Here is a 26068-nt window from a genome sequence, read left to right as displayed (position 1 = left end):
GTTTGCAAAATAAACTCTTTTCTTCAAAAAAATTTCTTACACCCGAAAATTTCCTGTTGCAAATCTGATCAGTGTAGTGTGCTTGATGTGCTTAAAGGCCGACTTCCTCAATTTCCAGGTCGCAACGCCAACCATGCTGCATCCGCAAAAATATCGCGAAACTCTTTGATATCAGTGCGTGTTCGGCCTGAGAGCCAGAGTCGAGCGTAATCATGAGCGGCTCCCAGTACCAGCGAGGCATAACATTCAGAAGGCAGACGCTTGATCTGGCCGCTGCTAATGTGGGGCTTAAACCAATCACGAATTAAAAGAAGATGCGATTGAGTTTGCTGCTGAAGGGCATCAGCCGCGCCACTCTTGACCAATTGACCGCGGCTATACAAGACAAACCGTGCCATTTCAGGATTGTTCGCTACCCAGTCCACGTAGGAGCAAGTTACGGCCTTAACCCCCTCTTCTGCGCTTTGCGCTTGTTCCAACAAATTTTGCAAAATGGCATGGTAGTCATTCATTGCTAGCTGATACAGCTCCGCGCCGATACTCTCTTTGTTGCCAAAATGGTGATACACACTGCCTACACTGGCGCCACTTAGCTCTCTAATCATCTCTATAGTACTGGCAGCATAGCCGTGTTGATTAAAGCAATGTAAGGCAGCATCGAGGATTTCTTGTTTGCGGTTTATTTTAGAAGTAGCCATGTATAAATAGAGTTGCACAGAATAGTATTCTAGAATACTATTCTAATGTAGCTTGCGCCGACGTTTCGGTTTTATTTGGTAAAAACCTTGTTGTCAATTTTATGCCATGTTTGTCGTGGCTGGTATGGCGCAAGGTCGAGCTGCCAATTTTTTTATGATACTTTCCGGTGCAAATCCATGCAAAACCAAGCTCCATTTAGTCCTGCTGCAATGATTGAAACAGTAAACGGCACCCGCCAGCAAGTCGTCGCCAGGGACGGCCAAGTACTTGTCACCCACAGGTACGACCCTACCGGGCCAGTGCGTGGCGTGGTTGTGATTGCACCAGCGATGGCTGTAGCGCAAGTGTTTTATACTTCATTTGCGGGTTTTTTGGCGCAACAAGGATTCCGGGTCTGGACGTTTGACTATCGTGGCATCGGTGCATCGCTACAAGGTTCAATGCGCCACGTGAAAACTGACTTGAGTGAATGGATAGAAAAAGATTATGACGCCGTGCTCTGTGCAGCAGGCGACTATGATCCTACGCTACCTCTTTTTGCTATTGGCCATAGCTTCGGCGGCCAAGTCGCGCCACTACTGCCGTCACGTCAGCGTTTGAGCGGGCTGATCACTGTGGCTTCTGGCAGCGGCGCAATGCGCCACAACACACCAAATACGAGGCGGCGAGCGCCTTTGCTATGGTATGTGTTGGCCCCGATACTTTGCCGCTTGTTTGGATTTTTCCCAGGAGCGCGGATTGGAGTGATTGGCGACGTGCCTAGCGGCGCGATTTTGCAATGGCGGCGCTGGTGTTTAACACCGGAATATTTGTTGACGGGCGAGCCAGGCGCTCGCGAAGCCTATGCCACTGCGGCTTATCCTGTTTTGGGATTGGCCTTCAATGACGACGAATTACTATTGGAAAATGGTGTTCGTTTGCTGCACGATGCTTACCTTGTACAGCCAGCAGATTTCCGTTTGATCGAAGTAAGCAAATTGGGTCTAAAGAAAATCGGTCATTTTGGTTTTTTTAAGCGACAAAGTGAGTTGCTGCTTTGGCCAATGGTGACGACCTGGCTGACACAAAAAATGCAACATGACCAAGAATGCAAAGCCTGACCAGAATAGATCCGCATTACTCTAAATCCTGGTCACTTTCCTGAAATCCCTGGGCCTGAATCCCATCAGCGCCAGCGCAGCAAAATAAGTCGCTGCACAAGAGACCAATACGAAGCCCAGAGCGGCAATGCGCAACATGGGGGTATTGCGCATTGCCAACCAATGGAATTGATCTTTAGTCCACAAGGCGACGCCTGCCATTAGCAATAGCGCAGCAAGCAATTTAAGCAGGAACATGGGCCAGCCTTTTCTGGGCTGGTAAATACCGCGTTTGCGCAAACCTGTGTAGAGGAAAATCGCATTCACGCACGCGCCAAGGCCCACTGACAAGGCCAGACCAGCATGATCAAAATACGGCACGAAGACATAATTCAATGCCTGAGTCACCAGCATGACGGCAACAGCAATTTTTACTGGCGTACGGATATCCTGTTTGCCATAAAAACCCGGCGCCAATATCTTGACGACGATCAGGCCAAGCAAGCCCAGGCCGTAGGCTACCAGGGCATTGGAGGTCATTTGCACAGCATGGTCACTGTATTTGCTGTAGTGATAAAGAGTGGCAGTAAGGGCTTCAGGTATCGTCGCCAGGCCCACAGCAGCGGGCAAGGCCAGCAGGAAAGTCAGACGCAGGCCCCAGTCCAGCAAGTCTGAATACTCTGCAGTATCGCCGTCAGAATGTGCCTTGGCCAGACCGGGCAATAAAATAGTCCCCAGTGCCACCCCCAGCAATGCGGTAGGGAATTCCATCAAGCGGTCTGCATTGGCCAGCCAGGTAGTGCTTCCTGTTGTCAGGCTGGAGGCAATGCTGGTGTTGATAGCAATGCTGATCTGGGTTGCTGACACCGCGAGTATCGCTGGCACCATATTGCGCACGATGCGGCGCACACCTTCATCTTGCCAGGCTGTGCCTACCCTGAAACTAATCTTTGGCAACATACCTATCTTGAGCAGTGCAGGGACTTGTATGCCCAACTGCAATACGCCACCCACAAATACGGCTATCGCCAATGCATAAATGGGTTGTTCAAGGTAAGGCGCCAGGAACAGAGAAGCAGCGATAGATGAGAGGTTATATAAAACTGGCGTAAATGCTGCCACTTTGAATTCGCGCCAGGTATTCAGTATGCCACCTGCCAGCGCCACCATGGACATGAAACCAATATACGGGAACATGATGCGCGTCATGATGATGGCTACATTGAATTCAGTCGCCTGGCCGACATAGCCCTTGGCCATGAAATACAATAATACCGGTGCGCCTAAGATACCCAAAATACAGGTTACCACCAGCGTCCACGTCATCAGGGTAGCGACATGATCGACCAGGTCTTTGGTGGCGGCTTCGCCCTGCTTGTTTTTGTATTCTGCCAGGATGGGAACAAAGGCTTGTGAAAAAGCGCCTTCGGCAAACATACGGCGCAAGAGATTGGGAATGCGGAATGCAATGTTGAATACGTCAGTATAGGCGTCCGCACCGAAGCGCGTAGCGATCAATACATCGCGCCCCAGGCCGGTAAGGCGCGACAACATGGTCATGCCACTCATGGCGGCAAGGGTTCTTAGTAGATTCATGGTGCGGCATTATACTTTGTAGCGCAGAGAGGGGTCATATTTGCCACATTGGCGATTGCTTCTTTCGAAATAAAATTATCAAAATTATCATCCTAAAATGTGTTATTTATATCAGCTTAAGCAATTCGCTTTTCACTTCCTGTAGTGTGCCTGACCAGTCGCCAGGGACTGTCTGCCTGAATAAGCGCATCACTTCCGGATACCAGGGGCTGTCATGCCGGTCCTTGAGCCAGCGCCAGTCAGTCTGGTATGCGGGTAACATGACCCAGCAGTGCTTGCCCAGAGCCCCAGCCAGATGGGCGACGGCGGTATCAACGGCGATCAGCAAATCAAGCTGCATGAGAATCGCGGCAGTGTCAGCAAAGTCATGAATGTCTGCGCCAAGTGCAGTGATAGGCTGCGGCATTGAGGAGGCAGTAATATCTTCTTCACCCTCCCCCTTTTGCAGGCTGAACCAGTGCACGCCAGGAATATCTGCCAATGCCCGCAAGACATTGAGGTCATGAATAGAGCGATCTGCATCATTCTCAAAACCTGGATTGCCTTTCCATACCAGTCCTACGCGCAAACTACTTCCTGCGACTGACATGGCATTGCTCCAGTGTTGCCTTACCTGCGGCGCACCATGCAGGTAAGGCAGGCTTGCTGGAATTGTCTCCAGCCGGGTCTGAAACAAGCCAGGTAAACTCAGTATTGGCACCCAGTAATCCCAGTCACTGAAAACGATAAACTCATCAAAGCCATATACATTATCAAGGCCATCCAGCGTGGTAAACAGTTTTTTGAGCTGTGGATGACACAAGCAACTGACGCTTACAGCCTTGCGCTGTTTTAACAGGCTGGCGTAACGGACAAACTGTATCATGTCACCATGACCAGACTCAAACAGGATGATGATGGATTTACCACTGAGGTCTTGCCCTTGCCAGCGAAAAAAATCAGGCTCTTCGCTGAGGCAATTGTCCAGTACTTCAAGCCCATCGCGCGCCTCCAGCATGTACCAGCCTTCTGCATAGCGGCCCTGTCTTAGCAACAGATAAGCCAGATTGAAGGATGCCTTGCGATAAGCCGGTTCCAGTTCCAGCGCCTGACGATAGCAAGTCTCGGCTTCTGCTTCACGCCAGGTGCTGGCCAGCAAGACACCAAGATTAGACAGCGCGAAGACAGAATCAGGCTCTAGCTGCAAGACCAGTTGATATAGCTGCTCTGCTTCATCAAAGCGCCTTTGCTGAGCCAGCATGACGCCAAAATTCAAACTTATTTGTGTGTCCTCAGGTGCCAGTTGGCGTGCTCTTTGATAAGCTGGCTCTGCCTCTGCATAGCGCCCTTGCTGCTGCATGAGCCAGGCCAGATTGGCATGTATTTCTGCCAGATCTTCCTCTATTTGCAAGGCCATTCGCAGCTTGTCTTCAGCAGCAATGAAATGCCCTTCAGCCATTAACTGATTGGCTTCATAAAAGAGGGATTCTGCAGTATCGGTCTTCATGCATACACTCAGGACGCCAGGAACCAAAACATTATAGGTGGCAACAAGCTGCCAGCGCATGTCCTGGCGATACATTTGTTAAACTATGCGGAGATGCAAAAATTGTATGATATGCATATTCCTTAATGAATGGAGCCTGTCGTGACAAGATACAGTCTAACTATACAACGCACCCTGCGCTTACTGGCCGCAAGCTTGCTGGCATTGGGTTTGCATGCCACCTCCAGCCTGGCAGCAAGCCCCAAAGCTATCCCCAGCCTGGAGGATGCTGCAAAAAATCTGAAAAACAGCGGCTTCCAGGGCCTGGTATTTGCTGCGCGTGGCGACAAGGTATTACTGGAAAAGGCGTTTGGCAATGTCACCGACACCCGCCAAACCTTCCGCTTTGCGTCCATCACCAAACAAATGACAGCGATCCTGGTCATGCAGGAAGTGGAAGCAGGTAAGCTGCAACTCGATCAGGCACTGGGTACATATTGGCCCGACTACCCCAATGTGCAGGCACGCAGCGCAACCCTGCGCCAATTGCTGACGCATTATTCCGGCTTGTACAATGAAATGATCAATCCGGCCATGCATATGATGGATGCCAATAGTGGCGATGACATACAAAAATTCGCTACTGGCTTATGTGCAGGTCCATCCACTGCCGCACCAGGGGCCAAATTTGACTACAACAATTGCGACTACATCGTCCTTGGTGCCTTGCTGGAAAAAATCAACAAGCAAAGTTTTTTGAGCTTGCTGCAGCAACGCATCTTCAGCCCGGCAGGCATGCAACAAGTTGGCTACTACACTGCCGCCCAGCCAGACGTAAAAACCCATGTCCACGGCACCCTTGGCGGCAAGCCTGAGCCAGCAGTCAATTTTGCCAGCTATGGCCCGGCTGGCTCCAGCTTTGGTACGCTTGCTGATTTATATGCATTTGATCTGGCTTTCATGCGCGGTAAATTCTTGTCAGGCAAAAGTCGCGACGAGATGGTCAAACCAAATAGTGTCGGTGGTGCAATCGGCGTCTGGTCTTACCCATTCAAGGCTGGCGACAATGCTGCGCCTGCAATGATCGTCGAACGCCAGGGCTGGATAGCCGGTGTACGCATATTGAACCTGGTGGATTTGCAACACCAGAATATCCTCATCATCGTCAGCACCAATGGTGACCTGGATTTGTCGCAAACCTGGGCCAATAAGGGCACCGCAGCTGACTTATTACGTTCGCTGATGAATACACGTTAAAATGAAAACGGCGTGCCAGTTTTTTCTGACACGCCGCCTGCGCCATAAATAACGTCCAGATTATGGATTTCTTTTCGCTACTTCGTTACCTACGTAGCCACCACCTACAGCACCAGCGATAGTTGCTAGTGTACGGCCATTGCCATTACCCACCTGGCTACCAATCAAGCCGCCAATCACGGCGCCCACCCCTATGCCGACCGGGCTATTATTTGCCTGCGCTGGCTGCGAAGGATAATTTTTGGTTGGCTGACGATGACTATTATTCTGTGCAACTCTGACAGGAGCCGGAGCGGGGGCAACATAATTGTTTTGTGAGGTCTGCGCAGTATTTGCATAATTCATTGCAGGCTGATTTTGATTATTCGCTGCTGGTGCAGGATAAGTCAGGTTGCCATTGGCCCCCAGGGCTGGCACGGTATTGCTGGCGGGCGCATTGGTGCTGTTTGAACTGGGCAACACGCCTGTAATGGCAGCGGCACCCAGGAGACTCACCAGAATGACTGAACAGGCCGCACCTGCCATTAATGGGTGTATGCGCTTGTTGGTAGTAGCTAATTCCATCTTGATCTCCTTCAGTTTAATGATGACTCATGAGCAAATAACGCGCCAAGCCAGCAATAAGCTGACCTCGATTATGTTACGGTAGTAAGTAAATGTAACGAAAGGCTTGGCACGCAATGAAATAATGAACGTGAACATGCTCCAGGCTATCCAGCTTAATCTGGGGCCACGGTTGAATTTGGTGGACTCATGAGAGTTCATGGCACAATACAGTCATGAAGAATTCGCCGCATCTGGCTTTACCCTACCGCATACGCGCTGACTTGCTGCAACAGTTGGCGGCATTAAGCCGTGCTGGCATCGCCCCATTGCAAGCCTTGCCGATGATGAAACTGCCGTCTCCCTATCAGGACAGAATGGTAGCGACCTTGCAAGGCGTCAAGCGCGGTAAAAACCTGGCTGATGCGGGCCTGCATAGTGGATTATGGACACCGCTGGAAGCAGGCTTGATAGGAGCAGCCCTGGCGGCTGGCGACCCCACGCCTGTTTATCGCCAACTGGCCAGCTATTATCAGGAAAAAGCCCAACAGATCGCCAGCATCAAATCGCGCCTGATGCTACCTGCTCTCATGGGCATCCTTTCACTGCTCATTCCACCCTTGCCGCAATTGGTCACTGGTGCGCTAAGCATGGGGGCTTATCTTTGGCAGATCGCCAGGACTATCCTGCTCGCTGCGGGTTTGGCCACTAGCGGAATCTATGCATACCGTCGTTTCCAGGTGCGCCCAGTACATGCCTCAGTGTCCTGGCTTGATCAGTTTTTATTGGTCGTGCCAATATTTGGCAAGATGCATAAACGTCGCAATCTCTGTGATTTCTGGCAAAGCATGGCACTCTTGCTGGAAGCTGGCCTACCCATGTTTGATGCGCTGCAGCTAGGCTTACAAGGGGCCAGCAATGTTTTGTTGCGGCGCCAGCTCGCGCGCATTTTGCCATTAATGCAAAAAGGAGCAACGCTGGCTGATGCAGTGCGCAGCTTACCCGACATTCACGACGATACTCTGCCAGGCCTGATACATACTGGCGAGGCAAGTGGGAAATTACCTGAAATGCTATCGCGCTATGCCAAGGGAGAAAATGCCAGCCTGCAACTGCAACAAAAACAGGTAGCAGACTGGTTACCGAGGATAGCATATTCTCTTGTTGCCGCGACGATAGCCTATGGCGTGCTAACAAGCAGCGCGTTCAACCCGCAAGTGCCTGGCCATCTTTAGCCAGGAGCATAAAATCTTGCGCGTGGATTTCAAAGAGTACAGCCTCCCACTTTCTCCCTTTGAAAAAGCGCGATGCCATATCAATACCTGCTCGCCGCATCCCTAGCGACTGACAGACTCTGGTCGCTCCCTGATTTTCAGCCAGGGTCTCGGCATATACCCTATCCACTTGCAATTTGCAAAAAGCGAAATCTAGCATGGCCTGCGCCGCCTCTCTTGCCCTGCCCGCATGTTGCCAGGGCACACCCAATTCAAATCCCATGGAAGCCTGCCCCGCTGCTTCCAGTCTTATGCCGCATGACCCCATGAGTACGCCATCTTTTCCACAAATTGCCAATTGAAATTTCTGACGCGGGTTTTCCTGGCTTTGCTGCATGAAAAGCTGGAGCAAGAAGGCAGATTTTTCTGGCGTAACATCGTCATCATCGTAATAAACCTGGAAATCAGGATGGCTGCGTAAGGCGGTATACAATGGCAAATCTTGGATGGAAAAATCACGCAAGACGAGGTTTTTTGTTTGTATTTGCATATGTGTACATGTCTCTAGTTATGCGCAACAACTCAGGCGACCCAGAAAATTTATCCAGAAAAAATTTTAACTCGATAATATATTGATAGCACTGCCGATGCAGCGATGAAACGAAAATATTCTTTAAAAAATATTTCACAAGAAACTCCCCAACGGCACGGAAATACTTCCACTGGCAAGGGCGCTGCCAGACGTGAAAGAAACAGGAAATTTAGGGAACAATATGCCAGCGACATGAAATCACGACGTATTTCACGTTTTGTTTTTTCATTCCTGGAGCGCTTCATTTTTCCACTGTTCGGCCCACATTGGGTTTGCCTCTTATTTTGGCCCTTACTGGGATTGACGTGGACAAGCTTTCCTGGCTATCCGGATTTATCAACACCGCTATCCTTGCTTGCTACTTTGACTGGGGGCGGAATAGGCTTACTATTTTTTACCTGGCAAAGAAGATCGCCATATCTCATCATGGCAGGCTATGGCGCCGTAGCGGGCTTTTTATTTGGCGGAATAACCGGCACATTGACAGACGCGATGCAGGACGCATTCATAGGCATGTTGCTTGGCCTGGCGTCACCGATTGTTGTTGTGTTGTTTACGAACTACTTTTGATTGAAAAATAGCTACAGGGGAGGCAAAAAACTGCCCTCCCTTATTTCCAAACATCCTTTTAATGTTCAGGCTATCCGAACTTACTTGGACTTACTCGTCGTATTGCTGTCACTAGCGGCAGCAGAACTTGCCGTGTTTTGAACATTCTTGTCTTGCGGATTTTTTGCAGCATTGGCTGAGCGACCATTGCGCCATGTATCAAACTCCGTTGAGAATTTTTGATAGCGCTCTTTGCGCCATTCATCATAGTCATTATCAAGCGCTTCGATTTGCAGATTGCGCCACTGATGATAGTCATGGTCAAAATGTTGTCCATGACGTGTATCTTCATAGCCACCACGCGTCACTTGCTGGCTGTCGCCGCGGTTATTTCCGTCGCGGTCGCTTGAATACTGGCGTGGAGAGGAAGCGCCATTGTGTTCATATTGACCGAAGTCGTTAGGATGATAACGGCCATCATTGGCCTGGCTACTATGGAAGTCCTGGCTGGATTGCTGACCGTTATAACGGCCGGCCTGACTTACATTCTGACGATCGTGCTGTTCAGGATAAGTGCGGCCATTGTCATTGGCGTAGCGCGGCTCTTGCTGACGGCCACCGTCTACGCCGTAGAAACCTTGCGAACCCGAGTTACGGCTTTGCATTTGTTCACGGCCAAAATCATTGGTGTAGTTTGAGGATGCATGGCGTACATCCCTGTTTTGATCGAATTCGTGATTATCACCATAGCCCTCGTGACGGCTGCCATTATAGGCATGGTGCGTCCTGATTTGACGATCACGTTCCTGGAAAGAATTGTCTTGCTGACGTCCGTTCTTCATATAAATCTCCTGAATACTGGTTAATCAATGCAATACGCAATACGATCCGCAATCCAATGCGAAAATTGCGCAAGGGGATTTTCGAGATCCCTCAAAACCCTGTACCTACTTTTTAGCTGGTGTACAGATAGATGTAAGTTCAAAGCAAAAAAAAAAGGGACATCAAAAAATACATGCATATTCCTGCTATCCATCTACGTTTCTTTACTTTGAATATACTGCACACAGTGTAATCAGAAGACCAATTTTCAGATATCGGACCAGTCCTAAAAACTTGTAAGCGTTGACTGTCGGACGGATCTATTTTTTTCCCGCCTCAAGCGAAAATGGCAAAAAGATACAAAGCAGTTGATTTTCTGGAGCCACTTAAGCGTGCTCACGATGTACCACATGCTGCATGAGCAGGGCTGGAGCTGCCAGCGCCTGCGCTAAAAAGGAAGGACGGATATCAAGATCTGCCAACTCTGCCCGACTGAACCAAGCAAAAGTGAGCTTCAAGTCACCTTCATTGCCCACATAAGGGCCTACTGTTGTCAGCAGGCGTGAATCTGATGCCAAGCGAACCAAGAAATACAAACCAATTTCATGATGTTGCTGACCGCGATAAGAGAAAAAATTCTCAACAGTCCACAACAGGTTTTCACAGCTAACAGGTTCTGACAATTCTTCCTGCATCTCCCGCACCACCGTGTTGGAAGCGAGCTCTCCTGCATTTACCCGGCCACCAGGTACACACCAGAATGCATCGCCTTCGATTTTGTGCAGCAGCACCCTGTCGCCATCTAGAATGATGGCGGCTGCACGCAGGTTGTAACGATACTCGTCAATATCAAAGGAAATCATGGCAGAGTGATGGTAACGCGGTAGAAGAGAATATTATTCAGCCACTAGCAGGCTGGTCGCGATTTGCTGTGTATCCTTTAAAGTTTGCAACACGATGTTCGAGCGTATATCAAGCACGCCAGTCGTCTTATAAAGTCGTTCCAGCACAAAAGCAGAATAATGCTTGAGATTGCGGGCACGCACGCGCAACAGGTAATTGGCGTCGCCAGTGATGATATAAGAGCCGATGACTTCCGGCCATTGCAGTAACGCTTGCGAAAAGTTCTCATGCCATTGTTCCACATCGCGGCGCATAGTGACCTGAACAAAGGCATCCACTTCCAGCCCGACTGCAGCAGCATCAATAACAGCGCAATAATGGTGGATGATGCCAGCCTCTTCCAGCATGCGCACGCGACGCAAGCAGGATGACGGGGATAAAAAAACTTTATCAGCAAGCTCCTGATTGCTGATGCGGCCATCGGCCTGTAATTGCTGGAGGATTTTAAGATCGGTGGCGTCGAGTTGCATTTGACTAATCTACTTATTTATTGATGACAAAACCTCTCAACACAGAGGCACAGAGGACACACTGAGAAAAAAAGATGCAGAAAAGCTTACTTGCAAGCATCCCTCCTTTTATCTATCTCGCCGGGGCCTGTGTCTTTTAATCTATTATTACTAGCAGATGAGAAGAGCAAGCAATTGCAAAAACACAAACAATCTGGTGCCTTTGCGCAATGCAAAAACTCATTAATGCATTTTATATCAAAATCTTAAATATAATCGGCAGAATATTCTATTAACTTTGATTTTCACACTGCAATTTGCAAGAAAAATTCAGACAATCCGGCATAAAATCTCTGCATATTTTTCCACGAGTCATCGTCTCCGGCGAAATCGCTTCTTGAGACCATGAATTGATTTGTCTGTAAAAAACTTGCCGGGCTTGATGCCAGCCCCCGATGCCACATACTAAGGAGCCTGTTGTAATGACACAAACCACCACTATCACCCGCAGCGATTGCGAAAAGCTTGATATGCAAGATCCGCTGGCAGCCCTGCGTGAAGAATTTGATTTGCCAGCCGGTGTGATTTACCTTGACGGCAATTCCCTCGGTGCCCGCCCCAAGGCAGCCCTGCAAAAAGCGCAAGATGTCATTACCCGCGAGTGGGGCACTGATCTCATCAAGAGCTGGAATACCGCTGGCTGGTTTGATTTGCCATCCACCCTGGGCAATCAACTCGCTCCCTTGATTGGTGCTGAAGTCAATGAAGTGGTCGTCACCGACACGACATCCGTCAACCTGTTCAAGGCCATCGCCGCAGCACTGCAGATACAGACGGCTGATACCAAACGCAAAACCATCATTACCGAACGCAGCAACTTCCCTACTGATATCTACATGGCGGAAGGCATCGCCCGCTGGCTAAATCGTGGTTATCAAATCCAGTTGATCGACTCTCCAGAAGAACTGCCGCAAGTCATCAATGACAGCACGGCACTGGTGATGCTCACGCATGTGAATTACCGCACTGGCTATCTGCATGACATGACTGCCGTCACTGCCCTTGCACATCAACATGGCGCATTGATTTTGTGGGACCTGGCCCATTCTGCTGGCGCAGTTCCTGTACAACTGAATGCCGCGAATGCTGACTTTGCCGTTGGTTGTACTTATAAATACCTGAACGGCGGACCTGGCTCGCCTGCGTTTATCTGGGTGCCTGCACGTCATCAAGAGACATTCCATCACCCGTTGTCTGGCTGGTGGGGTCATGCCAGCCCCTTTGCCATGGACCCGGGTTTTACACCTACGCCTGGCATACGCCGCGCCCTGTGCGGTACCCAGCCAATTACGTCACTGGCTATGGTTGCCTGTGGACTGGATGTTTTTGGCAAGACAGATATGCAGGCAATACGCAAAAAATCGCTGGCACTGACGGATATGTTTATCACCCTGGTAGAAGCCCGTTGTGCATCACACCCACTGGAACTGGTAACACCTCGCCAGCACCAGCAACGCGGCAGCCAGGCCAGCTTCAAACACCCACATGCCTATGCCGTGATACAGGCGCTAATCAATCGCGGCATCATCGGTGACTATCGCGAACCCGCTATCATGCGCTTTGGTTTTACGCCGCTGTACACTAGCTTTGTCGATGTCTGGGATGCAGCAGAAGGCTTGCGCGATATACTCGACAGCAAAGACTACGATGCCAACGCTGAACGAAATGCAGTGACTTGATTCAAGACCCCTCAACACAGAGACACAGAGAAAAGCAAAGAAGAACAAAATGCATAAAAAGCTCTTCGCCTTTCTCTGTGCGACCTCTCCGTCTCTGTGTAATATGGTTTTAGGTAGAAAACATTTTAAGGAAACCTCATGAGCAACAACGAACAAGCTGGCAAATGCCCCATGGCATGGCATGGCGCACAAATGGACTTTAGCGAATCCATGAGCTATGGCGATTATCTGGGCCTGGACCAGATACTGACGGCGCAACATCCACGCTCACCCAATCACAATGAAATGCTGTTCATCGTCCAGCATCAAACCAGTGAACTGTGGATCAAGCTGATGCTGCATGAACTGCATGCAGTGCGCCAGCATATACGCAGCAATGATTTGCCACCCGCCTTCAAGATGCTGTCACGCGTGGCCCGCATCATGGATCAACTGGTACATGCCTGGGATGTGTTGTCCACCATGACGCCTAGCGAATACACGGCAATACGCCCTTACCTGGGTGCATCGTCAGGCTTCCAGTCACATCAATACCGTGAACTGGAATACCTGCTGGGTAACAAGAACGCCACCCTGATGACTGTCCATGAAAGCAAGCCAGAAGTACATGCAACTCTCGATGCTTCTCTGCGTACACCGTCTATTTATGATGAAGCCATCATGCTCTTGTCACGCCAGGGTTTTGCGATTGATGCAGACCGTTTGCAACAAGACTGGTCGCAAGGCATAGTCGCCAATGAGTCCGTCAAAGCAGCCTGGCTGCAAGTCTATCAAACACCAGAAAAATATTGGTCTTTGTATGAACTGGCAGAAAAACTGGTGGACATGGAAACCGCCTTCCGCATCTGGCGCTTCCGTCATGTCACTACAGTAGAGCGCATCATCGGCTTCAAAACCGGCACGGGCGGCACTGCAGGTGTCAGCTATCTGCGCAAGATGCTAGATGTGGTGTTGTTCCCGGAATTGTTTGCATTGCGGACTGCGCTGTAAGAAAGCAAGAAAAGTCGATACTCGTGCAGAGGGGTCTTCCTCTGCACGAGTAAGTCAAACGCTAAAAGCCTCTTCCAGTGCCAGCACAAGCTTTTGCACATCTCCGGCATAAAAGCCTGATGAATTCAAGGTATTGATTTCAACAATTTTCAAACCAAGCTCGGTATCGCACACGTCAATGACAAATGCCTCATGCGGTTGCCATTCTTCAATGCGCTCCTCCACATATTGCGTGAAACTGTCATCCACTTCACTCGAATAAATCACCCGGTCACCACGCTTATAAATGGACTTGGTGATAATACACCCCTTGACTACCCAAAACCGCGCTTCGCAGTAAATCAGGATAGGTTTGACGACTTGTATCAAGGTCTGCGGCGTCAGGCTGCTTCCATCTTCAAGTTGTAAATCGCAAACCTGGATTTGCCAGGTTTCAAATTCTTCGCGTGAAAATACACGTCCAGCAAAATACTTGGAATCATTGCATGGGCGTACGAACATGAAATCATCGGTAAAAACCGCATCGGCAAAACTACTGATAACTGAACTGGCATTGAGCATATGCTCACCCCAATGCTTGAGTTGTTGGCCGAAATCCTGCTCGAACAAATCAAATACCCCAGGCGTCCAGCCATGTCGTTTGGCAGCATGACGCATGGAATAGGAACCTATGCAAATGACGTTATCATGACCAATAGTTGCTGGCGGTTCCAGCTCGCCAACAAATGGCACGACCTTGTGAACAGAATGAGAAATCCCGAAGCGATCGATCGTTTGCAACAACTGATCCCAACCTGTTTCTGAGAAGATATTATTTTGTATAATCCAGTGCATAAAATTCTTAAACTATTTTTAAAAGAGGCTCATCTCCCACGCATTTTTTCCAGAGATGCAAAGGGCCTCGCTGTCATCCACAGGAGCGCTTAATTTTCCTGAACGTCATGCTAATCCGCGCGCCAGCACCTGCTTCTTTAGGAATGGCATGCAGCCACTCGCCTTGTATGGCTGCAGACATATACAACAAACTTCCGGGAAGCAATGGATATGAAAACTCCTGGTTTTTATCTTGTTTGCTGCGATAGGCGATATGACGCAAACTGCCTAGCGAAATGATGGCAACGCCACTACCCTCTGCCAGTTCATCAGTCGAATCTGAATGAAAACCCATGGACGAATTACCGTCAGTGTAAAAGTTCAACAGACAGTTATTGGGACGGAAGCCCAACTCATCTTCCAGAGCCAGACAAATCACTTGTAAAAAATCTGGCATGGGTGTCGGTGCATACGATATTTGAGAATAATCATAGGCCACACCAAAGCTCGCCGTCTTACGGGCGCGCATTCTCTCATCCCAGATGATTTCATTTTCAAGTTTGGAAAATAAGACCTCTGGTGCGAAGAGGAAATCTGGCTTTAAATAAATTGCTGGCGCTTGCATAAGTGCTGAAGAGATTTGATTGCAATGGAAAGATGTCAATCTATTGCATTTTGCATTCAAAAGATAGAAATATATTAAACTGCGATTGCCAATCAAAACAATTCAATAAAGGAAACCTGAAGTGGAAGTCACACAACTAATAGCCCTCACCCCAGGTGACCTGATCATTCGCGAAAAAAAGCCAGGCTGGATAGCCATGAAAATTCTAGCCTTGGACTCGTGGCCAGACGGGGAAGCTACCGCGCATTGCCTGACGTATGAATCAGTTTTCAACAAACCGGATTTGGCATCCTTGAAGGCGGCCAAAGTGAAAGTGTGGCACGCTCCGATTGACGCAAAAAACTTCAATTCAGGATGGGAGCGAGTAGGCAATACCCAGGCAACAGAAGAAGAACTGAGTGGTTTTGTCGAGTACCTGAAACACACTGATTTCCCCCGCTATGCGAACTTCACTGGTCAAGAAATTTCAGAAATCATTCACCAGGCAAGTGAGCATTACAAACATGCTTATGCTCTTGGTGATCAAGGCAAGCGAATCGAGGCGATAGAAGAATATAGCAAGGCCATCGAACTTTTCCCTTTATTCTTTGAAGCCGTAGATAACCGTGCCTTCACTTACATGGAATTAGCTCTCTATGAATATGCACTCAGGGATTTCGAAGTTTCTCTTTACCTTAATCCTGATGGCATGAGCGCCTTCTTTTCCAAGGGAGAATGCTTGTTGAGGTTGGGCAAATTGACCGCAGCTGAAGAAATTTTTGCTGAGGGGATCAGTCGATTCCCTGAGCATGCTTCATCATTTCAACAATTTCTGCAGCAGGTACAGGAAATGCAAAAATAACGGAATATTTGTATGCTTGATCCCGCCGCAGCATTTCGCACAAGATCAGAGAGTGATGATCATTCAAGCAAATACTTTGCTACTCTGGACTCATAAAAAAAGTCAGGGATTGATCGCAACCCCTGACTTTTTTCATCACTACGAGTTATCGGCGGCTTGCGCCTTGACATTAGCTGCCACTTCAGGCATTGAACCTCCAGCTTCAAGTACACGTGGTTTTTGTTTCCATAAACGGCCACTGGCAAATGCAGCCCAGCCCCACTTCAACCAGCTCAGTAATGACCAGGCCAGCCATAGCGCCCAGATCAGCATGAGGCCGCGATAGACCAGGATGGGCAAGGACAATACCCAGGCAGCTTGCAAATCCGCTGTTGCTCTGTCCAGATACCAGATCAGATTATGCGCACTGGATGCATTACCGCTGACTTGCATGTCAGGCTGCCCCAGCAAACCACTTTCTACTGCGGCCAGCAAAACCCCAAGCATTATCATGGTCAGGACGACCAGGCTCAATTGACGCAGATTGAATAACCATCTTGCGGTCGTACTTTCGGCCATTTTTGCACGCTGGGCAAAGGCAAAGAACCAGGCCACGACCAGGGCAGCACTCCACCAGGCAACTTGTGTCAAACCCAGTGTCAACAGCAGCCATTGGCGGGTAGTCACAGGCAAACCGGCAAAACGCCCCAGAGCGACAGCGACCATCAGCAAGACAATGAGTTTGCCCCAGAACAGGATGGCAGGCCCCATGCCGGGGCCACTAGCCAGCAATAACCAGCGATCATGTGGCAACTTCAATTGCAGCGTATTGTTGACACTCGCCTGCTGCAAATTGACGGAAGCGCTTGTATAACTGCTTCCCATGCCCTGGTCCAGACGCCATTGCACTTCTATGTCTTGGGCACCCGGCATAACCGGCAACACCAGTTGCCTGCCATTTGCACGTAATGGCCTGACCTGGTGATTGATGCTGACACGCTGCAGGACTGCACCTTCTGGCAGAGTCAGGGTATAGTCACCACCACGGCTGCTACGCAAATGCAAGCTTAATTGATAGTCGGTTGCCCTGCTGCCAGGGCTGACCAGCAGCCTGCTTTGATCGATGGTCAGGGTTTGACCAGCGATGGCTTGCGGGCGCTCGACATTCAGGGCAAGCGTTTCGCCCGGCCAGGGTCGGAACACCAGTTCGCCATCGTTTTCACCGCTATTGGCATCGCTGGCCAGTGGCGGCAGACCTGTCGCACTCAAATGCCAGATACCTGAGGCTGCGACTATCCATGTCTCAGCCCAATTGCTTTGCTTGCCAATACTGAGTTTGATCTGCGCAGACTGAGGTAGATTTGAACGCCACTCGATGCTATCTGTCTGAGGCCCCAGGTTAACGGCCACCATGCCATCCTTGATTGTCAAACCGGCGGTGGTCACTGCCTCACCAGGCAATAAGGGGATTTGTGCAAGAGCAGGCTGACCCAGAGGAGTGTGGCGCGACACGGTGGTTTCCACCTGCCATTCCTTGTCCAATATCAAGCGTCGGGTGACATGCAAAAAACTGGGTAAGGCTGAGGTTTCTGTCTTATTGCTGGCTTTGACGCGACGATTGAATTGCAAGGTATCTGCAACACCTGCGTCGTCAGACAAACCTGCAACATCCCAGGCATCAGCCAGGATGTCAACACGCCTTGGTTTTTGCGGCAACGGCAACTGCAAGGTATCACTTAGCATTAACTCGCCGGTCAGTTCCAGTCTGTGACGCCCTGCTGGTGCCAACAACCAGATTGTTCCGTCACCGGTACGACGCACATAGGCAGGTTTGCCATCCAGACGCACATCACTTGGCAGCCAGTGCTTGATGCCACCTGGCAAAGGAATGCTCGTCTCGATGACAGCATCGATATCCAGACCCAACCTGACATTGTTGCCATTGATTTGTACCAGCATGCGCGAGATTTCTGCGCAGTCTGGCAGACACTCGGCAGGCCGCATGAGTTTCTCTTTGAGTTCTTCCAGTTGTTCTTTACTGGGCATTTGTGCCTGCACAGGTTCACTGTGCAGGCTCGCCAGGGCAGCCAGGCTGCTGATAAGCACGATGGACACTGTTTTGCCCAAACCACGCCAGCGCCACCCGCTGGTAGCAGTTGCATTGGCACTGCCTGGTCCGCGCCCTCGACCTTTCCAGAGATCACTTACACAAACCAGCAAGACCCCCAACAAAATCAGGCGCAGCAACACCAGTATTTTATTCGCCCAAGGCGGCAACAGCCACAGATCCAGTTGCTGATCCTGTTTGACCGGGCCATCAAAGATCAGACGGTGCGAACGCCTGTTCCAGGTCGGCAAACCTGGCCCGGTCTGCACTTTGGCATCTGGGTCCATAGCCTGGTAGTTGGTGGATCGCGATCCAGTTGCCGACTTGGCTCTGACCATGCTATATGAATTCATTGCATTGGCTTTGGCAAGTTTGTTTGCGTCTCTTTGAATGGGCATACTTTCTTCATTCATCACAGGAGGGGGCGGCGGTGCTTCCGCACCGCCCTGCACTTGCGCATTAACCTCGGCAGGCACGGCAACTGATGCAGCGGGCGCAGGTGCTTCATCAACTTGAGCACGCTGAAATCCATAGTCAGCGTTACCATCCGTTTCCAGCACGGGATACAAAGCCGATCGCACTTGCTGGGTTGCAAATGCCAGGCTCAACAATACCAGCACCAGCAGGCTGGCTTGCTGCAGTCGTTTGATCCAGATTTGAAAGCGTCCAGATGGCAAGACCCGAACAATAGCCGTTAGCGCCAACAAGACTATCCATGAGTAGCGTGGCGCATCCATCTCCTGATAGGACAACACTAGAGCAAACAAGGCAAGCACGCCCCATTGCTTGCCCCACAGTTTTCCGGCAGCCAGCGCAATCACCAGCACAACGAAAAAATCAAGCAAGTTCCAGCGTGACAACCAGGCCCCTTCTGCCTTGTCGACCCCTCCCGCATGCAATAGACGCCAGCCAGCAGGCAATATCAATTCTATGCCTAACTTATCAAAATCTTGCTGCCAGGTCACCGCAGATAACTTGCGTGTGGCATTGCCAACCACGCTGTCTGCACTTACTGTGATGTTGCCACGCTTGATTTCTATGCCCGCCAGTTTATCATTACCACGGGTAATCAACTGATCTTGTCCGGACAGGCTGACTCGCCCCAGTTGGGCTATATCACCCATGATGAGACGACTGGAACGGCTAATGTCGCCCTTGATCTGATCACTCATGGTCAGGGTGGAACCGTCAAAACTTAACCATAGACGGCGTTGTATGGACAGTTTGTCGGGTGCCGGATCGCTGTCACCTCGACGTATCTCTTTGATTCCAAATGTACTGCCGGCATGCATGAGATAAGCAGGCAGGTTGCGCCATTCTTGTGGCAATGTCGTTTGCTGGGGATCTACTGTGGATGGTCCTTCTATCGCAGCAGTACGTATCATGGGTGTTGCTTCATAGGACCAGACTTCTTCTTCCGCCATCAATCCATTCCCCTCAGGCAGAGCAAGATTTTTAACAGCGCCCGGATGGCGTGCCAGCAGGCGTATATCCCATTTGCCGGCCCTTACCTGTACCTTCATGCTGCCGTCAGGCTGCAATACAGCTGGCAGGGCCGATTGCAGTTCCGAGGGGATCAGGTCTGGCAAGAGCGCGCGGCTCAGACTGACTTCACGCCCCTTGCCAGATACTTCAAGGCGGAGATATGTTTCTACGATGATGGGTACGCCATCGGTGATTTTGCGAAAAGTCCTTAACTGAATTTGCTCACCAGCGTCAGCTTCTGCCTTGCGCTGCAACCACAGTTGATTGTTTTCATCACGCACCGGGAAGCTCACTGGCTTGCCATTCAATTCCAGTTTAAGCAAGGCCGCACTGTCAGGCAAAGGCAAGAATTCTGGTACGGCAGACCAGAAAAAGCGTCCAGCCAATTTATGCGTACCGCGTGTCAGTTTAATGATGGGTAGCTCTTCACGCGCGATGACTGGCTGCGGTTTCCCATCCACACTGACATCCTGCGGCCAATGCAGCGCATTTCCAGGAAGGTAAACCCAGGTGTCACGCAAGACTTCTAATTCCTGAGTAAAACTCGCCCCTTGGGCATGGGCCTTGATTTCCAGCACGCCTGGCCATACGCATTGCTTGTCATTTGCCTGGCCTAGCTGCGGGCAGCCTGCATTCTCTACCCCATCCAGTGCCCATGGCACCCATGTTTTCAAGGGATCAGGCACTGCACTCACAGGAAACTCTGCAGCAGTGCTGGCAATACTGCTGCATGCGAGGAGCAGGAAAGTCATCCATTTTTTCAGCATATTATTACCCGAGCGTTTGCATAAAGTAAGAGCAATTATAGTGGCATATTTTACAATCACCACAAGGAATACAATTTATTACTCACCACCATGAGTCATGGCAAACGCAGCCTCAGAATTGGCAGATGAACTATGTGAAAATAAAACTGCACAAGACAGCAAACTGCGCAGTGCTGATCTGCCAGTCTATGCCTGCCCTATTGTCAGTGTTGGCCCTATGTACCGCTGGCGCTATTTTTTTCCTGCGCTCCCATATAAATTCGGCTGGGCAAATCTATATACTGGACTTACACAGCAGTAAAAAATATGCCAGACAAGATCAGGCTTTGCAAAGGCAATTTTGGCAGCAGCTTTATTTCAGCAGTAAAGATTGAGGCATCGACATCACATCCCGCCAGACTGTCATTGCAAGTTCTGCCAAACGGTACTCAGCGTTTCAAAAAACTATACCTTGCACCAAACCATAGTCTATTGACAAAGAAATGGTAATACTGCGCCCGCTGTACTATCCCAAACACTCCCCAAGTTTGGCTCCCTGGTATTTCACCAAAGTGCCGCTGACCTTCATTTATACGGATGACGTTGACGGCCTACTTTATAAGGCTGGACTATGAATACACGCTTGAATTTGACACTGCTTGCAGTCTGCATTTGCGGCATACTGACTGCCTGCGGAGGCAGCTCAACCCCTTCGGCGCCTACTACCGCCGCGACCACAGAAGTGCAAAAGCCGATAGCACTATTAACTGGCGAAGCCTTGCGTGCTGAAGTCGAACGCTTCCGCAGCAGCAATAACTTGCCTGCGATTTCTGTCAGTATAGTCAATCAGGATAAAGTAGAAAGTGTGGTCACCGGCACCAGGGAAATCAATAGCAACAAGACTACTCTCAGCACTGATCTGTTCCAGCTTGGCTCACTGACAAAGGCAGCTACGGCGACCATGATAGGCCGTTTGGTAGAGCAAAAGAAAATGCGCTGGGACACGACCATCGTCGAAGTGTTTCCAGCCTGGCGCACTCAAATTCGCCGCGAGTATTTGAATGTCACAGTAGAACAACTGCTACGTCATCGCTCGGGCCTGCCGCGCGAAGTGAATGAAGCGACCATAGAAAAAGCCTTGCCTTTGCTGTCTGGCGATTTGCTGGCAGACCGTCGCGCATTAGCCGTGCTACTGTTACAGGATGCGCCAGAATATGCCCCCAATAGCAAGCTGCTATATTCCAACATAGGCTATGCCCTGGCCGGGTTGATGGCAGAAATTGCTGGTGGTGACAGCTATGAAAACCTGATGCAAAGGGAAGTATTCGCCCCCCTTAACATCAAGGCTCATTTTGGATTCCCTGAAGATGCTGGCATCAACAATAATGCCGGACATACCTTGGTTGCAGGTAAATGGACAGTCACGCCACCAGTCATTGACCCACGCTACGCATTTTTCATCAACGCTGCTGGCGGCCTGAATTTGAACTTGGCCGACTATGCCGTATTTTTGCGTGAACACTTGCGTGGTTTGCAAGGACAAAGCAATTATTTGAGCAAGGCGAATTTCCAGCTTATGCATACCCCGATTGATGAATATGGTCTGGGCTGGAATGTAGTCAATGCCCAGGGCCTGGGCAATGTCAGCTTGCATAATGGTACGGAACTGACCTATTACGCCAGCAACAGAGTTATCCCCAGCAAGAACATTGCTTTGGCTATCGCTTGCAACTGCTATGACCCCAGCGTCATGAACAAGCTGGATGAATTTGCAGATTCTTTACTGCGCCCGCTATTACCTCAATAAGCAAAAGCGATGTCGCTACTGTGGCGACGGCACTACCATTCGGGAAGCAAATGTTTTCCGCTACTGAGTTGCTACTGCTCAGTAGCGGAGTCGTAACGAAACACTTGCTTGCCCTTACTATCCTGTTTCACTTTGACAAAAGGATGAGCAATCGCCTTATCCTTTTCGGCTGGCTTTCAGTCCTTGAAAACCAGGCCCGTCAACTTATCATTGTCCAGACTGGTTACAGAGGCAGTTCTGGAACAAGTCATCAAAGCCAGGCTAAGGACGCAAAACGACAAGCGGAGTGCGGACAAGCGTAAAAAATCAGGCATGTTGAGTCACAAAAAACCGCACAATCGCCAAGGACAACGCAAACAAATAAGCACAGGCAAAGCGGTTAAGAAAGATACCTTGCTGATCCCCGCCGCGCCAGGCGGCAAACGCGCCGGCCAGGAAACCCATCAGCACTGGCGTCAACAATAAGTTGGCAATGCGGGCAATACTGCCATGTAAAAAAGCCTGGGGGAACATCCACACACTCACAAAACCGGCGAAGACACCCAACCCGGCATACACGATTGCGCTCAACCAAAGTGGTAGCCGTGTCTGCCTGCTACGCTTCACTCCAGAAGAAAACACCGCTTCAACAATTTCAAAAACCAGTTGCAGTAACACTTCAAAGATAAATTCAATCATAGCGTTTCCAGTATCCTTTAAGCCAACTTACTTAACACACCTGTTTTATCCAGACGATAACGCGCAAAATCTTCTGCCAGGAATAAATTACCTTGATAATGCGCTTCCGCTTCAGCCTGTATCTCACTGATGCATGGCGACTTCTCGCTGTCTGCCTGATAACGGGCACTGAAATGTGTCAACACCAGATTGGACACGCCTGCCGAGGCCGCGAAGCTTGCAACTGCAGCGGCCGAACTGTGCTGCACACGCTCACCCACTTTCTCTGCTATCTCTATCGTATAGGTGGCTTCGTGTACCAGCACTTGCGCTTTTGCACTGGCTTCGCGCAACAAGTCAGGCTGATCATTATCACCGCCGACGATGATGCCACGCAGTGGATAGGGGTAGTGCAGATAATCAGCACTGGACAGTGTCTTGCCTTCATGAAGGATATCTTCTCCTTTTTTCAAACGCCCCCACAAGGGGCCCGCAGGTACACCCTCGGCCTGTAATCTGGCAGTATCCAACACAGCTTCAGTATGATTTTCAGTAAAGCGATAGGCGAATGAAGGTACGCGATGCGACAACATGGTCGCCTGCACTGTCACTGTATGGTCTTGCCAGCTTTTCATTTCCTCGACCGCTATAAACTGCAATTCGAACGGCAAAAAAGATTCCGACATCGCATGAGTAGCTTCCAGCCAGGCTTGTATGCCTGCCGGTGCGATGATTTGCAAAGGTGTTTTGCGACCATTGATGGCAGCACTGGCCAGCAATCCTGGCAAACCATAACAATGGTCACCATGCACATGCGTGATAAAAATCGCTTGCAAGCCATGTACCGACAATGGAGTATTCAATAACTGATGCTGGGTAGCTTCACCACAATCAATCAAATACCATGCGCTGCCCTGATCAGGCAACAAAGCCAAAGCACTTACATTGCGCTGGCGGGTTGGCGCACCTGCGGAGGTGCCTAAAAATAAAATATCCACAAATTCCTTTTACTTGATGGCTAACTGTCCATGCACACTTTATTGGCTTTAATGATGAAAATTTACTGATGTTGCAAATTGTTTCACTATATGCGACGACACCCTGTTCTATGCGTTGTTCAACAGATAGTTTTACGCTTATGATGCAAACTCACCATTCATCTTGAGTCTGACACATGAAAATTCCTGCCGCACTGCAATCGATTACCAGCGCTCTCAGGGAACGCCAGAAAGAGCGCAAGCGTCTGCGTGGCCCTGCTGACTTGTATTATGCCATTGCTGACTCCATCAGCATGCTGGATGCAGGAGCATGGCAAGAATTGGCGGCGCAATCCGGCTTTTTCATGTCGCTTGAATATCTGACGGCGCTTGAACAAGTGCTGCCACTCAACCTGTCAGCCCGCTATGCCCTGATTTTCGATGGCACGGGTACAGATCGTCAACTGGTGGCGGCAGTCTATATGCAAATTGCCGACATCAGTCTGGCACAAGCGCGCCCGGAAAAGCCGGCAGATACAGACAAGAAGTGGGGATTGCCGCTGGATCAACTGGCCCAGCATGCCAGGCAGCGCATACTCAGTTGCGGCAATTTCCTGACTTTCGGCCAGCATGGCATTGCCTTTGCCAGGGATGTCGATCCAAAATTGGCATGGCATGGGGTTGTCGAAGTCTTGTATCGCGTACGTCAGGCAGAAAAACTTGCAGGCAAGACCCATTTTGTCATGATCAAGGATTTGCATGATCCTTATATAGACCAGGCAGCCCATCTGGAAAACCTTAGCTATCGCTATGTAGAAACAGAACCGAACATGGTGCTGGACCTTGCTCCGGCATGGAAAAACTACGATGACTACCTGGCCAGCCTGGCATCCAAATACCGCAGCGGCATTCGCAATGCCGTGTTCAAGCCCATGGATGAAGCCGGCTGCACGCTGGAAAGACTGGATGACCTGACACCAGTACTCGACCACATCTTTGCCTTATACAAAGCCGTGCAAGTGAATGCCAGTTTTCGCCCATTTGAATTACTGCCCGAGTACTTTCCTGTACTTCAGGCTGCCGCAGGCGACAAATTCCGCTGTAGCGTCATCAAGCGCGAAGGGCACTTGCTGGGTTTTTTGATTTCCATCGCAGATGGTGAAACTGCCATTGCATATCACATCGGCTTTGACCGCACTGCCGCAGAAGAACTACCGATTTACCTGCGTTTGCTGCATGCTGGTATCGCCGACGCCATAGACCTTGGCTGCAAGCGTATTTCTTATGGCCGCACAGCGCTGGAACCCAAAGCAGCGCTGGGTGCCAAACCACAAACCTTTGGTGTATTCGTACGCCACCGCCAACCCGTCCTCAACAAACTCATGAAACGCTTGCTGCTAGGCATAGAGCATGATGATGCGCCAGACCGCAATCCCTTCAAAAAGGAAAAAGCGGCAAAAAACGAATCACCAACTTGAAGCTCACATCAAGACTGTTTCCGGCTCAACACCTGAGACAGTCTTGCTGACAAATCAGATTCAGAATGCGCCGCACACCACACGCGCACCACCGCCACCCAATACTGCCGGATGATCTGAGTGATTGTCACCGCCTATGTGTATCATCAGGGACCGGCCTTTGATATCCGCCATTTTCAAGCGCGGTGCCAGTACAGGTTGAGCGGCATTGCCACTGGCATCGACATACAGAGCGGGCAAATCGCCCATATGACCATCACCCCACGGTGTGCCATGGCGATTACTGTTTTCTGGATCATAGTGGCCACCAGCACCCAGCGCTGCAACCAGCTTGCCATCTTTTTCCTTGCTGCTGCAATCCGCATTCTGGTGCACATGAAAACCATGCAAGCCAGGTGTCAAGCCAGCCAAGGCAGGTGTAAACACCAACCCATACTTGCTCTCAGACACAACAATCTGCCCCAGTTTACTACCAACACCGGCTTCATTTACCTGATTCATGTTCACTGTTACATCTGCCGCTGCAATCAGCGGCAAGGCGCTTAACAGGGAGAAAATTAATTTGGTTTTCATGGAGTTATTACCTTAAAGAAATTCAATCAACGTCTACATCGCGACGTAAGGATTGAAAATATACGCGACTGGCATGCGATTGG

At 50.0% G+C, this 26068-nt stretch carries 24 protein-coding genes; 10 read left to right on the top strand and 14 right to left on the bottom strand.

Annotated features, from left to right (window positions below):
* Nucleotides 1-107: 107 nt before the first annotated feature.
* Nucleotides 108-698, bottom strand: coding sequence for a TetR/AcrR family transcriptional regulator (locus H8L47_RS13405; protein WP_186954112.1), 591 nt, complete (start codon nt 696-698; stop codon nt 108-110).
* Between the two features lie 177 nt (nt 699-875).
* On the opposite strand from H8L47_RS13405, the gene H8L47_RS13400 reads away from it, so the two are divergent.
* On the top strand, nt 876-1799 hold the full coding sequence (locus H8L47_RS13400) for an alpha/beta hydrolase family protein (protein WP_186954111.1): 924 nt from the start codon (nt 876-878) through the stop codon (nt 1797-1799).
* 21 nt (nt 1800-1820) lie between these two features.
* On the opposite strand, the gene murJ is transcribed toward H8L47_RS13400, so the two are convergent.
* Both murJ and H8L47_RS13390 read right to left on the bottom strand, forming a co-directional pair.
* On the bottom strand, nt 1821-3374 hold the full coding sequence (gene murJ, locus H8L47_RS13395; protein ID WP_186954110.1) for a murein biosynthesis integral membrane protein MurJ: 1554 nt from the start codon (nt 3372-3374) through the stop codon (nt 1821-1823).
* Between the two features lie 106 nt (nt 3375-3480).
* The gene (locus H8L47_RS13390; protein WP_186954109.1) at nt 3481-4860 is read right to left on the bottom strand and encodes a tetratricopeptide repeat protein; all 1380 of its coding nucleotides are present in this window, start codon (nt 4858-4860) and stop codon (nt 3481-3483) included.
* 141 nt (nt 4861-5001) lie between these two features.
* Between H8L47_RS13390 and H8L47_RS13385 the strand changes: the two genes are divergently transcribed.
* Complete coding sequence (locus H8L47_RS13385; protein WP_186954108.1) at nt 5002-6096, top strand: serine hydrolase domain-containing protein; 1095 nt, start codon at nt 5002-5004, stop codon at nt 6094-6096.
* Between the two features lie 60 nt (nt 6097-6156).
* Here the strand turns inward: H8L47_RS13385 and H8L47_RS13380 are convergent, their stop codons facing one another.
* Nucleotides 6157-6660: a glycine zipper 2TM domain-containing protein gene (locus H8L47_RS13380; protein ID WP_186954107.1), complete on the bottom strand. Its 504-nt coding sequence runs from the start codon at nt 6658-6660 to the stop codon at nt 6157-6159.
* A gap of 215 nt (nt 6661-6875) precedes the next feature.
* Here H8L47_RS13380 and H8L47_RS13375 point away from each other — a divergent pair, with 215 nt between their 5' ends.
* Nucleotides 6876-7874: a type II secretion system F family protein gene (locus H8L47_RS13375; protein WP_186954106.1), complete on the top strand. Its 999-nt coding sequence runs from the start codon at nt 6876-6878 to the stop codon at nt 7872-7874.
* On the opposite strand, the gene H8L47_RS13370 is transcribed toward H8L47_RS13375, so the two are convergent.
* Nucleotides 7846-8403 carry a GNAT family N-acetyltransferase gene (locus H8L47_RS13370; RefSeq protein ID WP_186954105.1) on the bottom strand — a complete coding sequence of 186 codons (558 nt, stop codon included), beginning with the start codon at nt 8401-8403 and terminating at the stop codon, nt 7846-7848. The two genes, H8L47_RS13375 and H8L47_RS13370, sit on opposite strands and share 29 nt — an antisense overlap.
* A 105-nt stretch (nt 8404-8508) precedes the next feature.
* Here H8L47_RS13370 and H8L47_RS13365 point away from each other — a divergent pair, with 105 nt between their 5' ends.
* On the top strand, nt 8509-9015 hold the full coding sequence (locus tag H8L47_RS13365) for a hypothetical protein (RefSeq protein ID WP_186954104.1): 507 nt from the start codon (nt 8509-8511) through the stop codon (nt 9013-9015).
* An 80-nt stretch (nt 9016-9095) separates the two neighbouring features.
* On the opposite strand, the gene H8L47_RS13360 is transcribed toward H8L47_RS13365, so the two are convergent.
* The 3 genes from H8L47_RS13360 to H8L47_RS13350 all read right to left on the bottom strand — a co-directional run bounded on the left by H8L47_RS13360 (nt 9096) and on the right by H8L47_RS13350 (nt 11189).
* On the bottom strand, nt 9096-9836 hold the full coding sequence (locus H8L47_RS13360) for a hypothetical protein (RefSeq protein WP_186954103.1): 741 nt from the start codon (nt 9834-9836) through the stop codon (nt 9096-9098).
* A gap of 366 nt (nt 9837-10202) precedes the next feature.
* The gene (locus H8L47_RS13355; RefSeq protein WP_186954102.1) at nt 10203-10679 is read right to left on the bottom strand and encodes an NUDIX hydrolase; all 477 of its coding nucleotides are present in this window, start codon (nt 10677-10679) and stop codon (nt 10203-10205) included.
* Between the two features lie 33 nt (nt 10680-10712).
* Nucleotides 10713-11189 (bottom strand): Lrp/AsnC family transcriptional regulator, encoded by a 477-nt coding sequence (locus H8L47_RS13350; protein ID WP_186954101.1) that lies wholly within the window; start codon nt 11187-11189, stop codon nt 10713-10715.
* 461 nt (nt 11190-11650) lie between these two features.
* On the opposite strand from H8L47_RS13350, the gene kynU reads away from it, so the two are divergent.
* Together kynU and kynA are read left to right on the top strand one after the other, a co-directional pair.
* Complete coding sequence (gene kynU, locus H8L47_RS13345; RefSeq protein WP_186954100.1) at nt 11651-12907, top strand: kynureninase; 1257 nt, start codon at nt 11651-11653, stop codon at nt 12905-12907.
* A gap of 138 nt (nt 12908-13045) precedes the next feature.
* Entirely contained in the window at nt 13046-13897 is an 852-nt protein-coding gene (gene kynA, locus H8L47_RS13340; RefSeq protein ID WP_186954099.1) for a tryptophan 2,3-dioxygenase, read from the top strand.
* Nucleotides 13898-13951: 54 nt separating this feature from the next.
* On the opposite strand, the gene H8L47_RS13335 is transcribed toward kynA, so the two are convergent.
* Nucleotides 13952-14677, bottom strand: coding sequence for an ATP-grasp domain-containing protein (locus H8L47_RS13335; protein ID WP_186954098.1), 726 nt, complete (start codon nt 14675-14677; stop codon nt 13952-13954).
* Between the two features lie 127 nt (nt 14678-14804).
* Complete coding sequence (locus tag H8L47_RS13330) at nt 14805-15431, bottom strand: alpha-ketoglutarate-dependent dioxygenase AlkB (protein WP_230413729.1); 627 nt, start codon at nt 15429-15431, stop codon at nt 14805-14807.
* Between the two features lie 25 nt (nt 15432-15456).
* Between H8L47_RS13330 and H8L47_RS13325 the strand changes: the two genes are divergently transcribed.
* Nucleotides 15457-16176 (top strand): tetratricopeptide repeat protein, encoded by a 720-nt coding sequence (locus tag H8L47_RS13325; protein WP_186954096.1) that lies wholly within the window; start codon nt 15457-15459, stop codon nt 16174-16176.
* A 138-nt stretch (nt 16177-16314) separates the two neighbouring features.
* On the opposite strand, the gene H8L47_RS13320 is transcribed toward H8L47_RS13325, so the two are convergent.
* Nucleotides 16315-20499, bottom strand: a complete 4185-nt coding sequence (locus H8L47_RS13320) for a hypothetical protein (RefSeq protein WP_186954095.1) — start codon at nt 20497-20499, stop codon at nt 16315-16317.
* Between the two features lie 112 nt (nt 20500-20611).
* On the opposite strand from H8L47_RS13320, the gene H8L47_RS13315 reads away from it, so the two are divergent.
* Together H8L47_RS13315 and H8L47_RS13310 are read left to right on the top strand one after the other, a co-directional pair.
* Complete coding sequence (locus H8L47_RS13315; RefSeq protein WP_186954094.1) at nt 20612-20815, top strand: hypothetical protein; 204 nt, start codon at nt 20612-20614, stop codon at nt 20813-20815.
* A gap of 309 nt (nt 20816-21124) precedes the next feature.
* Nucleotides 21125-22300, top strand: a complete 1176-nt coding sequence (locus H8L47_RS13310; protein WP_186954093.1) for a serine hydrolase domain-containing protein — start codon at nt 21125-21127, stop codon at nt 22298-22300.
* 306 nt (nt 22301-22606) lie between these two features.
* Here the strand turns inward: H8L47_RS13310 and H8L47_RS13305 are convergent, their stop codons facing one another.
* Together H8L47_RS13305 and H8L47_RS13300 are read right to left on the bottom strand one after the other, a co-directional pair.
* The gene (locus tag H8L47_RS13305) at nt 22607-22978 is read right to left on the bottom strand and encodes a hypothetical protein (RefSeq protein WP_186954092.1); all 372 of its coding nucleotides are present in this window, start codon (nt 22976-22978) and stop codon (nt 22607-22609) included.
* A gap of 17 nt (nt 22979-22995) precedes the next feature.
* Nucleotides 22996-23955 carry a ribonuclease Z gene (locus tag H8L47_RS13300; protein WP_186954091.1) on the bottom strand — a complete coding sequence of 320 codons (960 nt, stop codon included), beginning with the start codon at nt 23953-23955 and terminating at the stop codon, nt 22996-22998.
* A gap of 176 nt (nt 23956-24131) precedes the next feature.
* Here H8L47_RS13300 and H8L47_RS13295 point away from each other — a divergent pair, with 176 nt between their 5' ends.
* Entirely contained in the window at nt 24132-25412 is a 1281-nt protein-coding gene (locus tag H8L47_RS13295; protein ID WP_186954090.1) for a GNAT family N-acetyltransferase, read from the top strand.
* A 60-nt stretch (nt 25413-25472) separates the two neighbouring features.
* Here the strand turns inward: H8L47_RS13295 and sodC are convergent, their stop codons facing one another.
* Nucleotides 25473-25985, bottom strand: coding sequence for a superoxide dismutase family protein (gene sodC, locus H8L47_RS13290; RefSeq protein WP_186954089.1), 513 nt, complete (start codon nt 25983-25985; stop codon nt 25473-25475).
* Nucleotides 25986-26068 lie beyond the last annotated feature (83 nt).

The sequence above is a fragment of the Undibacterium umbellatum genome (genome assembly GCF_014284125.1).
GTDB lineage: Bacteria > Pseudomonadota > Gammaproteobacteria > Burkholderiales > Burkholderiaceae_D > Undibacterium > Undibacterium umbellatum.
This window is presented reverse-complemented; position numbering and strand designations above follow the sequence as displayed.